8 protein-coding genes are annotated in these 12,979 nt (G+C 45.8%); 4 read left to right on the top strand and 4 right to left on the bottom strand.

Going from position 1 to position 12,979, the window contains the following annotated elements:
• Positions 1-490: 490 nt before the first annotated feature.
• Entirely contained in the window at positions 491-2,284 is a 1,794-nt protein-coding gene (locus V7R88_RS10495) for a glycerophosphodiester phosphodiesterase (protein WP_054397901.1), read from the bottom strand.
• A gap of 381 nt (positions 2,285-2,665) precedes the next feature.
• A complete protein-coding gene (locus V7R88_RS10490; RefSeq protein WP_054397900.1) occupies positions 2,666-4,819 on the bottom strand; it encodes an LTA synthase family protein in 2,154 nt (717 codons plus the stop codon).
• A gap of 188 nt (positions 4,820-5,007) precedes the next feature.
• On the opposite strand from V7R88_RS10490, the gene V7R88_RS10485 reads away from it, so the two are divergent.
• Together V7R88_RS10485 and V7R88_RS10480 are read left to right on the top strand one after the other, a co-directional pair.
• Positions 5,008-5,445, top strand: a complete 438-nt coding sequence (locus V7R88_RS10485; protein ID WP_054397899.1) for a GNAT family N-acetyltransferase — start codon at positions 5,008-5,010, stop codon at positions 5,443-5,445.
• A 345-nt stretch (positions 5,446-5,790) separates the two neighbouring features.
• Entirely contained in the window at positions 5,791-7,818 is a 2,028-nt protein-coding gene (locus V7R88_RS10480; protein ID WP_057717764.1) for a SpaA isopeptide-forming pilin-related protein, read from the top strand.
• Between the two features lie 464 nt (positions 7,819-8,282).
• Here the strand turns inward: V7R88_RS10480 and V7R88_RS10475 are convergent, their stop codons facing one another.
• Positions 8,283-10,967, bottom strand: a complete 2,685-nt coding sequence (locus V7R88_RS10475) for an MMPL family transporter (protein ID WP_054397637.1) — start codon at positions 10,965-10,967, stop codon at positions 8,283-8,285.
• 5 nt (positions 10,968-10,972) lie between these two features.
• Here V7R88_RS10475 and V7R88_RS10470 point away from each other — a divergent pair, with 5 nt between their 5' ends.
• Together V7R88_RS10470 and V7R88_RS10465 are read left to right on the top strand one after the other, a co-directional pair.
• A complete protein-coding gene (locus V7R88_RS10470; RefSeq protein WP_173556618.1) occupies positions 10,973-11,749 on the top strand; it encodes a TMEM175 family protein in 777 nt (258 codons plus the stop codon).
• A complete protein-coding gene (locus tag V7R88_RS10465; RefSeq protein ID WP_003642701.1) occupies positions 11,749-11,967 on the top strand; it encodes a hypothetical protein in 219 nt (72 codons plus the stop codon). The genes V7R88_RS10470 and V7R88_RS10465 overlap by 1 nt, the downstream gene beginning before the upstream one ends.
• A gap of 48 nt (positions 11,968-12,015) precedes the next feature.
• Here the strand turns inward: V7R88_RS10465 and V7R88_RS10460 are convergent, their stop codons facing one another.
• Positions 12,016-12,969, bottom strand: coding sequence for a linear amide C-N hydrolase (locus V7R88_RS10460; protein WP_054397641.1), 954 nt, complete (start codon positions 12,967-12,969; stop codon positions 12,016-12,018).
• Positions 12,970-12,979 lie beyond the last annotated feature (10 nt).

Raw genomic sequence — 12,979 nt, 5'->3', positions numbered from 1 at the left:
GGTTGTTGTGTTGAGACACAAGCAAAAGTAGGACGAACTGCTACCAATCTGTTGCTTACGGAGTCATGATAACTCATGGCTCTTTCTGGTTTTTATCTAATATTGACGTCCCTGATAACGTACTGTCATCAAAGGACTTCATGGTTCAGACCCTGTTTCTGGGTCATTCCATATGAGCACCTAATTGGCGGTAAAAGTATTAAAAATCAGTGGCTGATCAACTATCGGCATTCGTGCGTTTTAGAAATTAAAATGGCAGATAACCCGGAGCGCTGCGCGCTTTAATACAGTTTTTTACCAACATCTCAATCACCGCGACGGCTAATCAGATCAAAAAAAGCGCTATCCAAATGTACTTATGCATTCAGATGGCGCTTACGATTCGTCATCAGCTGGAAGTCACTTTTTCAGCAACGACATCATTCAGAATTTTCGTGGTTGCTGAATGATTTATGCACTCGCTGTGACAGCAACTTTGAAATAATGTGGATTACTCGTTGCTAGTTAGACTTAATTCATTCATAAAAGTCAATAAGAGTTTGGCATAGCTGGGATGGTCGGTGTTGCTCTTAACTTCTTGCTGCATTTCCGTTAGATTATCAGTGACTACGCCGGTGACGCCCATGAACATCATTTGATCCATTTGGTCCGTATTATCAATGTCCCAGGCGTAAACCGTCTTGTGATTGCGGTCAGCCTTGTCAACGAATTGGTCGTTTAATGTGGTGACCTCCATGGTGTAGCCGTTCGCGACTGTATGCGGGAACGTGAGATTATAAGGCAAGATGTAACTAACGAATTGTTTTTGATCTAAGCGTTTCAAGTCACGCATGACTTTGAAACTAAGCGTATGGACTTGGTCATGATGAGCCAGTAGGGTCGCACCATAACGATCGATGAACCGTTTAGTATCGGCGGCGGTGTAAGCCGAGCTGGTCTTGATTTCGACTAATAGTTTTTGATGATGCTTGTGAGCCGCTTTCAGGTAAGCATCGAAACTTGGAATCTTTGCCTGATAGCCATTTTCACGAACAGTAATTTTTTCTAGTTGTTTTAATGTTAATTGAGATGGCTTTTTCTTAACGCCAGCTAAGGCTTTTAAGGTTGGATCATGCATGACAACGAATTGATGGTCCTTGGTGACTTGGATGTCCATCTCAACGTAATCCGGATGTTCCTTGCTGGTCTTGATCAGTGCAGGAATTGTGTTTTGCACGCCGTTACCGTTATCGACGCCGCGGTGGGAAATCATGATTGGCTTGGTAATCACTAGTCCATTTAAGTAGACTAAATTAACGGCAACTAGCAAACTTGTCGCTAACAGCAAGCCAATTGCAACACTCGCCCGGGTCAATTTGCGCAACCGTGGTGCCTCGTTAAAGTATTGCGGTTGTTGGCGGAGGAGTGTAAAGTCTTGACGATAGCAAACAATAATTAACATCATGAAGATGGCCGTGGTATAACAAATAATAATTTCGGTGATTGCTTCCATGATAAAGAGATTAACAGTGGCAGCGGCCATGGCAAAACTTGTTTTATCGAATTGAAGCTGGGCGACGTAAATCAACGTATAAATGGTCGTGACGATCAGAAAAATCATAAATAAGGTCACAATCATGGTCCATAAGTAGCGCCAAAGATGGTGGCGCGTTTGTTGCCAACTACGAGTAACGGCCGTTTTCCATGGAAGCCGATCGACAATCATTAGCGGTAATAGGCTAATTAGGCGAATTCCAAGGTAACCAGCCAGCAAGTAGAAGCACCCCAAGCCGAGCGTCATCCACGAGTTTTCCATGAGATAGCTGACAATGAAGGCTGGAATTTTGGCCTTGTTGAGTAATGGTGTTGTAAAGATGAAACTTCCAAATGGCAAAATCACAATAAAGTAGCCGATAAAGAATAAGAAAGTGCTGGGTGAGGTGCCAGTCAGACTAGTGACCGTTGACCGCAAGACCGCGCGTACAGTTTGTGGTCGGCCACGAAAGATATTCATAATACCCAGTAGCAGAAACGCAAATTGCCAATAAACTAAAATAATAATGGCTAATAAGATCGCCACCATACCGAGTGCGGCCAGTGGTTGGTGAATAATAATACTACCGATATTCGTGTACGAGACATAACTGACCCGTTGCCACTTGAGTAACATTTCTAGCACCCAATTAAAAAAAGGAATTGCTAGGTAACTAATGACCAAATTGGTACTAAATATCAGGGCAACGTAACTGCCCCAGTTCTTATAAAAACGGCGGGTACTATCCCACCAAAAACGCCAAGCGCCCATGCGTGGTGCCTCCTCCCTTGATCCGGCATTGACGAATCAAGTCATTATTAATTTTATTGTAACACGCATTGTGTTAGTTATTTTTATCTAAATAATTGCTTAGATTAGTCACTCTAGGAAACCACTTTCAACTAAGCATAATGGGGCTACCGAGCACGTTTCGGTAATCCGCGCGAATGGCTGATGAACGGCACTGAACTTAAGAGATGGCACGTGTTAATCATCGTAATGCGCAAGCATGAGACAAACCACAATTAGTATTTTATCATGCAACCGATGCCAGATGGATGAGGGCAGCGTCATATTTAAAGGAGATCATAAAAAGGCGCGATGGCAAATAAATTGCCGTCGCGCCTTGCATTGTAAATGGAATGCTTGTTGCTATTTGGAACTGCTAGAGCTAGTCGTGGTACTATCCGTATCATCAGGGTTGGTAATCTTGATACGAGTAGAATCAGTCTTCTTATGCGAAGCTTCCGGTGCGTCGGTCGTATACAACGAGTCCGTTGACTTATTACCATTCTTCGAGTAGAGACTGGTTGACTTGCCAGCTAATTTATTTTGAATCTGAATTTCTTTTTCAAGGCCATCGGCGTAATTGTAATTAGAAGCGTCGACTTTCTTGAAGCCCTTAGGGGTGTAGAAACGTAACAAATTTTTATTGTTAAGTGAATCAGAGAGGCTTAATTCTTTGTCGACTTTCTTCTGATCTTTATCAACAGTCTTCTGAACTGCCTCATCATCATCAATCGTTTCGCCAGTTGCGTTGTCATAAATTTTGCCGCTAAGGACGGTGTATTTAGACGTGACGAAATCGCGATTTCTAAACGCAACGGTACTATCGTGTTGTTTAGAGAAGAGGTCGGTCCCAAACTGAATATAACGTTTGCTTGAAATCCCTAGTAAGTGCAGAATCGTTGGTAGGACGTCAATTTCACCGCCATAAGTCGATTCGACTTTACCACTCTTGATTCCTGGAATATTGATCATGAATGGCACACGTTGAAGCTGGGCGCTATCAAAGGAAGTCCAGTCGTCCGCAGATTTACCAAGAATGGGTGCCAAGGTCGAGTTTTCACTGTTGGACAAGCCGTAGTGGTCACCATAAAGTACGATCATCGAATTCTTTAATAAACCAGCCTTTTGCAAGTAGGTATAGAATTCTTTGACGGATTGATCGAGGTAGTGGGCGGTCTGGAAGTAACCGTTAATGGCGGAATCACTAGTATCCGTTGTCTTAAACGTCGTATCTTCCTTATCAAGTGTGAATGGGAAGTGGTTCGTTACGGTGATGTATTTGACGTAGAACGGTTGTTGTAGCCGTTCGAGATACTGAACGGAATTCTTGAATAGCAACTTATCCTTTAGACCATACCCGGTTGATTTGTCACCAGTCGTATCGAAATAACTGGCATCAAAGAAATATTGGTACCCCATATTCTTATACGTGTTATTACGATTCCAGAAACTGGCCACGTTACCGTGAAAGACAGCGGAGGAATAATTGGCTCGTTGGTTTAGAATCGCGGGAGCGGCCTGGAACGTATTATCTGAGCCTAATTGGGAGAACAATGATCCAGTTGAAAGCCCGTAAGTACTAGTTTCAAGCATGTTTTCCGCGTCAGAAGTCTTCCCTTGACCAACTTGGTGGAAGAAGTTCTTAAAGCTGTAAGTTGAGTTGCTATGGTACAGCTTGTTCAGGAACGGCGTCACTTCTTTGCCGTTGACCTTTTGATCAATAAGAAACTGTTGAAAACTTTCCAAATGAATCACGATAACGTTGCGACCCTTAGCAATGCCGTACATCTTAGCATTCGGTGCAGCGTAGTGCGACTGTGTATAATCCTTTACGGTGTCTAGTTCGGACTTCTTCGCGCTGGCCCGTTGGTGGTTGGTTTGCTCGTCTTTGATACCGTCATAGACAGTAAAAGCATCCAGCCCGAGATATTTGACGATATAAGTGCGGTCAAAGGTTCTGGTCAACAGTTGTGGTCGGTTAGATTCAGCTAAGGTCAAGTTGAGACCGAAGCCCGCAATTGCAGCCGAAGTGTACGCAAAGGCCGTGTGTTTTGCAATTGGTTGCGAGTCTTGCTTGATACGGTGAAGAATAACCAGGGCCAGGATAATAACAATATCAGCCCAGTAAAGCACATCGCCCCAACTCGCTAGGGCTAACGATGAGCCGGTGAGCCCTTGACTGACTTTGGAAACTCCCGTCATGGTACTGACAGTCATGAAATCCGTGAATTCACGATGGTAGATAACGTTGGCATACAGTAAAATGGTGTCGAGTGCATCAATGAATAGCAAAATATAGTAATATACACCGGTTTTACGAATGTAGAACGCCAGACTAAACAGAAAGACTGTCGTTGCAATCGGGTTCACGAGCATCAGGAATGCCTGGAGTGGATCGGCAATGCCTAGTGAAAATTCGGTTAAATACGCATAAATCGTTTTGGCCCAGAATAAGAAGACTAGTAGCCAAAAAAATCCAATTCGCGTGTTAACGTGTTGGCGAAATTTGGTAAACATCGATAAAGACCTCATTTTTAACAAATTTGGATATGACTCGATAACCAGTCATCAAATCATTTTAACATAACATCGGAACTCGTAATCGCTAACAATTTTAAGAATGCGTTAATTTCGGGTCAAGCTAATTTGACGGTGGCAGCTGAAACGCGTATTCTCAAAGTATTTGAGAGATAGGTGATAGCAGGATGCAGATAAAAACGAGTAACCAGGTTGATTCAGCAGTTTATGCGGATGCCATTGCAATTCGTCGGGCAGTCTTTGTGCAGGAACAACATATCGATGAAGCTTTGGAAATTGATACGGTCACTCTAGCGACGTGGCACTATGTCCTGTATGATGATCAAAAGCAGGCGGTGGCCACAGCGCGAGTGACACCTAGCGATCAGTGGACGGGGCATGTTCAACGAGTTGCTACGTTGAAAGCGGCGCGAGGGCAGGGCTATGCACGGCAATTGCTTCAACGTATTGCAGCGGATGGGCTGAGCCGTGGTTGGCGGCAGTTGATACTAGGCGCTCAAGTCACTGCACAAGGGTTTTATACACAATTAGGGTACCAGCCACAAGGGCGACCGTTTATGGAGGCAGGTTTGCGACATCAGACGATGATATTGGCATTGTCGTAAGCATATTGGTGTAACTTTCAGTTGGTGATTCGAGTCAAATTCCAGAATAAAGGTGCCTTCAACTTAGGGCTTAGCTTTGTGGTTATTTTTAGCGAGACAATGTAAATGGAATTTCCAGTAGACTTCTAGGCATAGTCCTAGGGGTCTTTTTTGTCTAAACGATTAGTTCGGATAGTTCGCAAATAAAAGTTTTAATTCGTAACTAGCTAGCGAGTTGCAGTATTGTACATATGGAACCGATTAGCATGAATCACTAACCGGCAACCAACCCTACAATCATACGCGACTGTGGGGGGTGTTGGATTGTGAGAATGACAAAGCTTTTTTTGAATGGGGGAGGAGCGTATGCGAAGAAAGCTAGTTGGGTATATGCTAAGCATGTTGACGGTAATATTAGCGCTATTTATGCTGGGGAGTACTGCACATGCTAAAGAAATCAGTGTTACGGGTTTAACGGCTGGCAATGCCATCGTGCTTGATGCGAATGGCAAACCCGTTACTGACACAAGTACGTTGAATGATAAGGCTGGCTACCAATTAACGTATCATTGGAGTATTCCAGATTCTGAAGTGATTAAAGCCGGCGATACAGCAATCGTTGAGATTCCAACGTATGTCAGTATCGATCATGATGTTGTGATGCCGTTAACAGATTCTGCCGGGCAAACCTTGGGCACGTTTACGTATACGAAAGGTGCCAGTACCGGGACGATCACGTTTACGGATGCGTTGGGCACACTCAATAGTCGGACTGGGACACTGAGCATGAATGCGAAGGGCAATGCGACGGCGACGGAAGGATCAGCCGAAATTACTAAAAGTGGCTTGGTTGTTTCGTCGGGGAGTGATGGTGCGCCAACGGTATTGGGGTGGCACATTACCGTGACACCGGGCAATAACTCGACGGTTGTGGTTACAGATACGCTAGGGCCCAATCAGACATTCATTCCAGATTCGGTTGCGGCACAGGCCGTGCAAATTATCAATGGTATCCAAGTTCCACAGCAACCGTTAACACCGACTGTTGCAACTAATGGTAACGTGATTACTTTTACGTTTAACAACATTCATTCGCCGTTTGTGATTACTTATAACACTAAGGTTGAGAATTTTAATCCGGCTGACACAGCTAAATGGCATAATACGGCTGCACTGGACGGACTAGGCGTTGATGCGACGGCCGATATTACCTATGGTGGCAATGGAGTATCAGGTATGACCTATACTATTGAATTAACGAAGCATGATGCGGCAACCAAGGCCGTGTTGGCCGGAGCCGTTTATGAGTTGCAAGATAGTACGGGTAAGGTAATCCAAACTGGGTTGACGACTGATTCGCAGGGGCAATTGATTGTCAAAGATCTACATGCCGGTGATTATCAGTTTGTTGAAACCAAGGCCCCGCTTGGGTATGAACTTAATACCACCCCAGTAAAATTTACTCTCGGCGGTATTAAGCCAGAGGTTGCTTTTCAGGTAAGTCAGGATGATGTCAAGCAACCAGTTGTGCCGACAACTGGTGATGTCACGTTAACCAAGACTGATGCCACGACCAAGGCGGCATTGGCTGGGGCCGTTTATGAATTGCAAGATGCCACTGGCAAAGTGCTCAAGATAGGATTAACGACGGATACCACTGGTCAACTTACCGTATCTGGTCTGACCGCGGGCAATTATCAATTTGTTGAAACTAAAGCGCCTAGTGGTTATCAGCTTAATGCGGCACCGTTACCATTTACAATCAAGCCGAATCAAACGGCAGTGGTAACGGTAGCAGCAACTGATGAACCGGTCACTGAACCAGGAACAACTGAACCGGGCAAACCAGGTGAACCAGGAATAACTGAGCCAAGCAAACCGGGTGAACCAGGAACAACTGAGCCAAGCAAACCGGGTGAACCAGGAACAACTGAACCAAGCAAACCAGGTGAACCAGGAACAACTGAACCAAGCAAACCGGGTGAACCAGGAACAACTGAACCAAGTAAACCGGGTGAACCAGGAGTAACTGAACCAAGTAAACCGGGTGAACCAGGGACGACCGAGCCAAGCCAACCAAGTTTACCCGGTCCAAGCCAACCCGCTGCACCTAACCCGGGACAATCTGGATTAGGTCAACCGGCATTACCAGGACTAATCAAGCAACCAAGCACGGGTGTCAATGGTGCTGGTGGCACTGTGGGTAATGGTGTGACAACTGGTATGAACGGCTTTGGAACGCCAACTGGTAGTGACCAAAGCACATCAGCTGGCTATAGCCACGGAACTTTGCCGCAAACTAGCGAGAAGCAGACGCCGCTTTGGGTGATTTTGGCCGGGATTTTGGGCTTGTTAATTGCCGCGGTGGGGATCGGTTATCGCCGTCGGGCTTGAGGACGTATGAATTGATTTATTAAAGTGTCATGTAGGGATTGCTGATACCCCAGAAATTTTATGGTTTCTGGGGTATTGTTTTGGTTATGTGTAGAACTAACATTGTTTACGGATTCAGTTCAGAATTTCAATCAATAAATTTGAATTATCGTGTGAGTTACGATTAAGCAGCATGGCCTAGCTAGCTGATGCGGAGATTGTTGGCCGTGTGGTGGCATACGCAAAATCATTGGCACCGTGAATGACGGAACCTGGCGATGACCCTATTAGTTGTTGTCGTTGCTAGTCTGACGATACTGAGTCAGTCAGCGGTGACTATCAGATTCTCGGTGCTCACAAAATCATTCAGTATAAGCGGTTGGCCATTTGCGACGATTCAATTTAGTATCGTAAAAAAGTTGCGTTTCCAGATTTGACGTCTGGAAACGCAACTTTTTTTACTCAAAGATTAGGCTAACTAATTGCTAGCGTTTGGTAGATGATGGGCGCAAGTGCTGCCAAAGTGTGGCTATAGCTGGTGGTTCATTAGCCCAACGTGCCCACCCTGAAAATCCCACTGGAACGATGAGGTTACTTATCGTAATCCCAATGAGACTCATGAGTGCAAGCCCCTTTAAGATTGGTGCGGTCGTCAAAAGTAGTGGCAGTAAGTAGGTCAATTCAATCATTGTTACAGGGCAAACAAATCGTCCACTAGTATAAAAGTGTTGCTGCAGTTGAGTGGGTTCCAAGTGTCGTAACCAACTTTGACGGTAACTGGTTGCGGTGGTAATCATTAGCCAGTGCAGTGACAACAACACCAAGCTACCAAGCAAAACACTGCTACTGAGCGGCCCGGTTTGCAACCAGCGTGTTAATATTAACTGGGTCCAACCCCAACTAGTTAACGTCACGCCAGTTAAGCACGCGGTCATTAACAGACTGAAGGTCAACGAACGCAGGCCGAACCATAAAACAACTATGCCGATGATTAATCCGAGTGTGAGCCATCTCAGTGCGTGGGTCGCAATCAGGGTATGCTGATAGTGCTGTTGCTGTGTTACCCCGGTTGTTAGGATTTTGGCGTGCGCTAAGGGCGTGGCGAGTAGGCTGTCGTGGGTGACTGCCTGAAGTCGTTGCAGGGTCCTGCGACTAGCCGCACTAGCCGGCGCTGATTTCAAAGTGACCGTTAGCTGTGTCATGCTTAAATCACTACTAATATTAGTAAAAAGACTGTTTTGATAGGCCTGATTAGTAGCCGCGTTAGCAGGCAGGTAAAAACTCCGGCCAACTTGACTAGCGGCTAAATCATGTAGATAGGTCTTCGTATTTTTCAGTGAAGCGAGTAAGGTGGTTAAGGGTTGAACGGTCTGCTTCAATGATTGGTTGACGTGGTGAACACGCTGATCAACGTGTCCAGCTTCGGTTGCGACCGTAGTTTGGGCCGTTACCACGTGATTTAGTGCGGTCGTCATGCGGTCAGTCAGGTGATCTAACTTGGTGACCTGCTGATTAACTTTGGTTAAATCGGGTTCAGCCTCAGCTGATGTCGTTAGCGTCGTGTCAATAGCCTGTAATTGCCGTTGCACCTGATCATTCAGTTCAGCCAAATCATTGATGCGGTCGGACAACTGGTCGACCGACTTGGTATGGCGACTAGTCGCTGCTTGTTCCAGACTTTGTTGGTCAGTCGTGAGTTGGCTCTTGAGTTTCGCCATACTCGTCAGTTTACCAGCCAAATCAATGTTGATAGTTGCAAGTTGCTGGTTAACGTAGAAAGTACTTAGTGGTTGGCCGGTGGGCTGGGTCACTGAGATGACTTGAGCCACATTTGGTACGGCCCGCAGTTTAGTCGTCAGGTGATCGATTGTTTGTAATGATTGCTGCTGCGTTAAATTCTGCGGTGCTCGTAGTGTAATTGTGATTGGCGCCGTGGCACCGGTACCGAAGTGAGCTTGGACTAATTGCTGACCTACTTCAGCATTACTAAGCTGATTTTGGCGCCAGGGTCGTAAGTTGTCATCGGCAAACTGGCCGTTAGCAAGAATTAGGCCGGGGAGTAGTAACAGTGCGACGGCCAAGCTCCCAAGCGCTGGCTGCCAGTAGCCGAACTTGCTCAATTGGCCCCATAGATTGCGTGGACGGGTCGGCCAAGCCGTTGTTCCTGGCCAAAATAAATTATCACCGAGCCAAGCGGTAAAGGCGTAATTGAGCGGCGGTACCGCCAGTAAGGTGATTCCAAGCGCTACAGTAATGGCCCAAGCAGCGGCTAATGAGATGAAGGCAGTCCAGTGTAAAGTGATGGTTATGAGTATTAATGGGATAAAAACAAGTGCCCACTGTTGATATTGAAGTGTCAGAATTTTGAGACTGACAGTGGTCGGTGCGGTTGTTGCGCTCGATTGCCAATACGCGTACATAAAGTGCCATGTCAATAGACTAGTCAGTATTAAACTGATTAGACTAGCAAGGCTCAGCGCATTAGCAGTCAGTGGCCAATGCCAAGCTAAACGCGCGTTAGTGATAAAGCTAATCGTTGTGATCAGAGTGACCGCTTGACACAGTAAGTTCAGTAATGGCACTAACAGTGAGCGGAAGATGAGGCCGAGAATGATTAAACTGAGCAGACTACCGACAAGCATGCTAATCAGTAAGTTGCGACGTTGTTGTTGCACGTGTTGTTGGTAGATCAAATCCGTACTGGTGACACTCGTATTGAGGTCGGCGATTGCAATCGCATTATTAAGTTGATTTGCAATCACAGATAGGTCAGCCCGGGATGCCTGAACGGCGACAAGGGCTAATTCGGTGGAACCATCATTGGAACGTAATAAGTGCCGGTCATTAGTCATACCGGTTGGTGTTCGAAGCTGGTTAATGCTGTAATCATCGGCTCGGCGATTAAGTTTGGCTAAGGTCGTGGAGATTTGTTGGCGTTGCTGTTTAGATAATTTACCATTTGAATTGTTGAAGACCAACGTTAAGGACTGGCTGTTGATTAACCCGTGGCCCCATTGTTGTTGATATTTAGGACTCGTTGTTGCATCTTGTGGCATTGCGGTTTGTTCATTCACAAACGTGGTAATGTTCGGTAAAATCAGAATACTTGCAAACACCACGATTCCCCAGAAAAATAAGAACAACCACTTTGGTTTTAATAATTTTCGCATTCGTCTTGACGCCCCCACATCAATTACTTTATTTTGACTTAATCTTACCATATCAGGTGTTAGAGAAGCAGTTTGGTCGTCAGTTTGAAAAGTTAATTACAGTAATTACTTGTGAGTTATGGTATCCTAAAACGCTGTGGGAGGTGCTGATTTTGAAAACAGATCGATTTCAGGCGTTCAGTGATGGTATTTTTGCCATTTTAATTACAATTTTAGTCTTAGAATTTCACATTCCTGATTACCAACCGGGACATTTACTGGCGGCACTATTAGCGCAATGGCCGTTGATCTTGTCGTATGTCTTTTCGTATTTCTACGTTGGCACGCTGTGGTTATTTCATCATGATTATTTCAACATGCTACAACGAATTGATCGCAACGTTAATATGCTAAACTTATTAATGCTCTTTAGTATCACCTTATTGGATTACCCGATGTCATTAGTGGCAGATGCGTTGACAACTGGTAATCGACAGGATATGCAAACGGCATTTATCGTTTATGATTTGGTTGCCCTGTTTATTTCGGCGACATTTTATTTCATGTACGCTTATCTGCATCATCACCAGGACCTAAAGAAGCCGGGAATCTCAATGGCTTTTTACGCCGCAATTAAGTTTGATCCGGTTCGAAGTGTCACGATTTATGGCTTAGCCATCGTGGCAACGTTTTGGTCGGTATGGTTAGGTGCAATCTTACTAGCAGGTGGCATCATTTTTCACTTTTTGGCCTACTTACAGATGAGTCGCCAGCTAGAACAGGCGAAGGGAGGGACGGCATAATGGATTATTCAAGTTTATTAGGACCTGATCGTTATGATCTCGCCGTGACGTTAGCCAAGCAGTATCATCTTGACCCCAGCCAGGTCTTGTTCGGCTATTTGCAAGTGGTTAGTCAAGTTACGGGTGGTCCGAATGCAGCGCAAGCTGATTTACATGAGCCCCAAGTACGAGCAGCAATCAATCAGGAATTTGATCATTTTTTGAAGCAGCGTCATTAATTAAAAATCACGATGTGAGTTCAGTCTCAACATCGTGATTTTTTAGTTTCAATCGGCAGGGAAGAGGTACGGTGTTCGCCAGGTTGCTGCCATTTCAGGTGTTAGTGTCAGTCGTTGTTCGTGACCAGTCGTGCGTGGAATAAAGCGGTAAGTACGAGTCGCTAACGTGATCAAACAACGATAGTGTGTGTAGTTGTGGCTGATGAGATGGCGACGGTCGGCGTGGTATGGCAAGCTTACTTCTTGTAACCAGCGGAATAAAGTGGTCGGCACTTGTTGCGGTGCTAACTGCGGTGTTCCCAGTCGTCGAAGTGCCATGTGAATGAAACGATCAGTGGGAATCGGCCCGCTCGGTAATGGTTGCTTAGTCTGAATCACGTGCTGAGCAGCCTGACGAGTGGCAGTTGTAATCTGGTTGCCAGATATTGCTAAATAAAGATTTAGTCGGCGCTGATGGTCGCTTAGGACTGGTGTATTGGTCAGGACGCCGGCTGGATTCGGTTGCGCAGTCAGTGGGCCACCAGTGGGTTCGATGACGACACTGGTGTGTGCATCACTGAGATACCAGTGAAAGGGATAGACTTCACCAGTGTCATCACCCCAGGACGCACCGACCAGGTTAACACTTGGCAGATCGGCGATCACGGCTGCGACTGATTGGTGTTCACCTAAAGCCCAGTTGATGAAGGCTTGAGGTGTTAAATTAATTTGGTTGACTTGTGGTTGAGTGGCGTATTCAACGGCGTGGGGCAAGTACAGTTCAGCACACACCAAACCAGCTTCGTTAATGCCGTCAGCCATCAAACAAGCCTTAAAGTGGTCAGGTAGCCGACCACCACCGAGAATGGCATACTGCGTCATACGCGTCGTCGCTAACCCAGTTGGCCACGGATAACGGCGCGGCAAAAAAATTGGCCGCCAAGGTGTCGTTGTTGGAAAGTCCATGGTGCGGGCGAAGTAGCGGTGATTGTCAGTATCAAGATAAGTTAAGCTGGTACACATGGCGCGGCCT

Origin of the sequence: Lactiplantibacillus argentoratensis (assembly GCF_037290055.1) — a bacterium.
In the GTDB taxonomy this organism is placed as follows: domain Bacteria; phylum Bacillota; class Bacilli; order Lactobacillales; family Lactobacillaceae; genus Lactiplantibacillus; species Lactiplantibacillus plantarum.
Note: the sequence above shows the minus strand (reverse complement) of the source record. Positions and strands in the feature narration are given on the sequence as shown.

Coding starts and splice junctions, on each gene's coding strand:
- V7R88_RS10475 (WP_054397637.1), bottom strand. CDS start 10,967: ATGCGAAAATTATTAAAACCAAAGTGGTTGTTCTTATTTTTCTGGGGA.
- V7R88_RS10460 (WP_054397641.1), bottom strand. CDS start 12,969: ATGTGTACCAGCTTAACTTATCTTGATACTGACAATCACCGCTACTTC.
- V7R88_RS10485 (WP_054397899.1), top strand. CDS start 5,008: ATGCAGATAAAAACGAGTAACCAGGTTGATTCAGCAGTTTATGCGGAT.
- V7R88_RS10495 (WP_054397901.1), bottom strand. CDS start 2,284: ATGGGCGCTTGGCGTTTTTGGTGGGATAGTACCCGCCGTTTTTATAAG.
- V7R88_RS10465 (WP_003642701.1), top strand. CDS start 11,749: ATGGATTATTCAAGTTTATTAGGACCTGATCGTTATGATCTCGCCGTG.
- V7R88_RS10480 (WP_057717764.1), top strand. CDS start 5,791: ATGCGAAGAAAGCTAGTTGGGTATATGCTAAGCATGTTGACGGTAATA.
- V7R88_RS10490 (WP_054397900.1), bottom strand. CDS start 4,819: ATGTTTACCAAATTTCGCCAACACGTTAACACGCGAATTGGATTTTTT.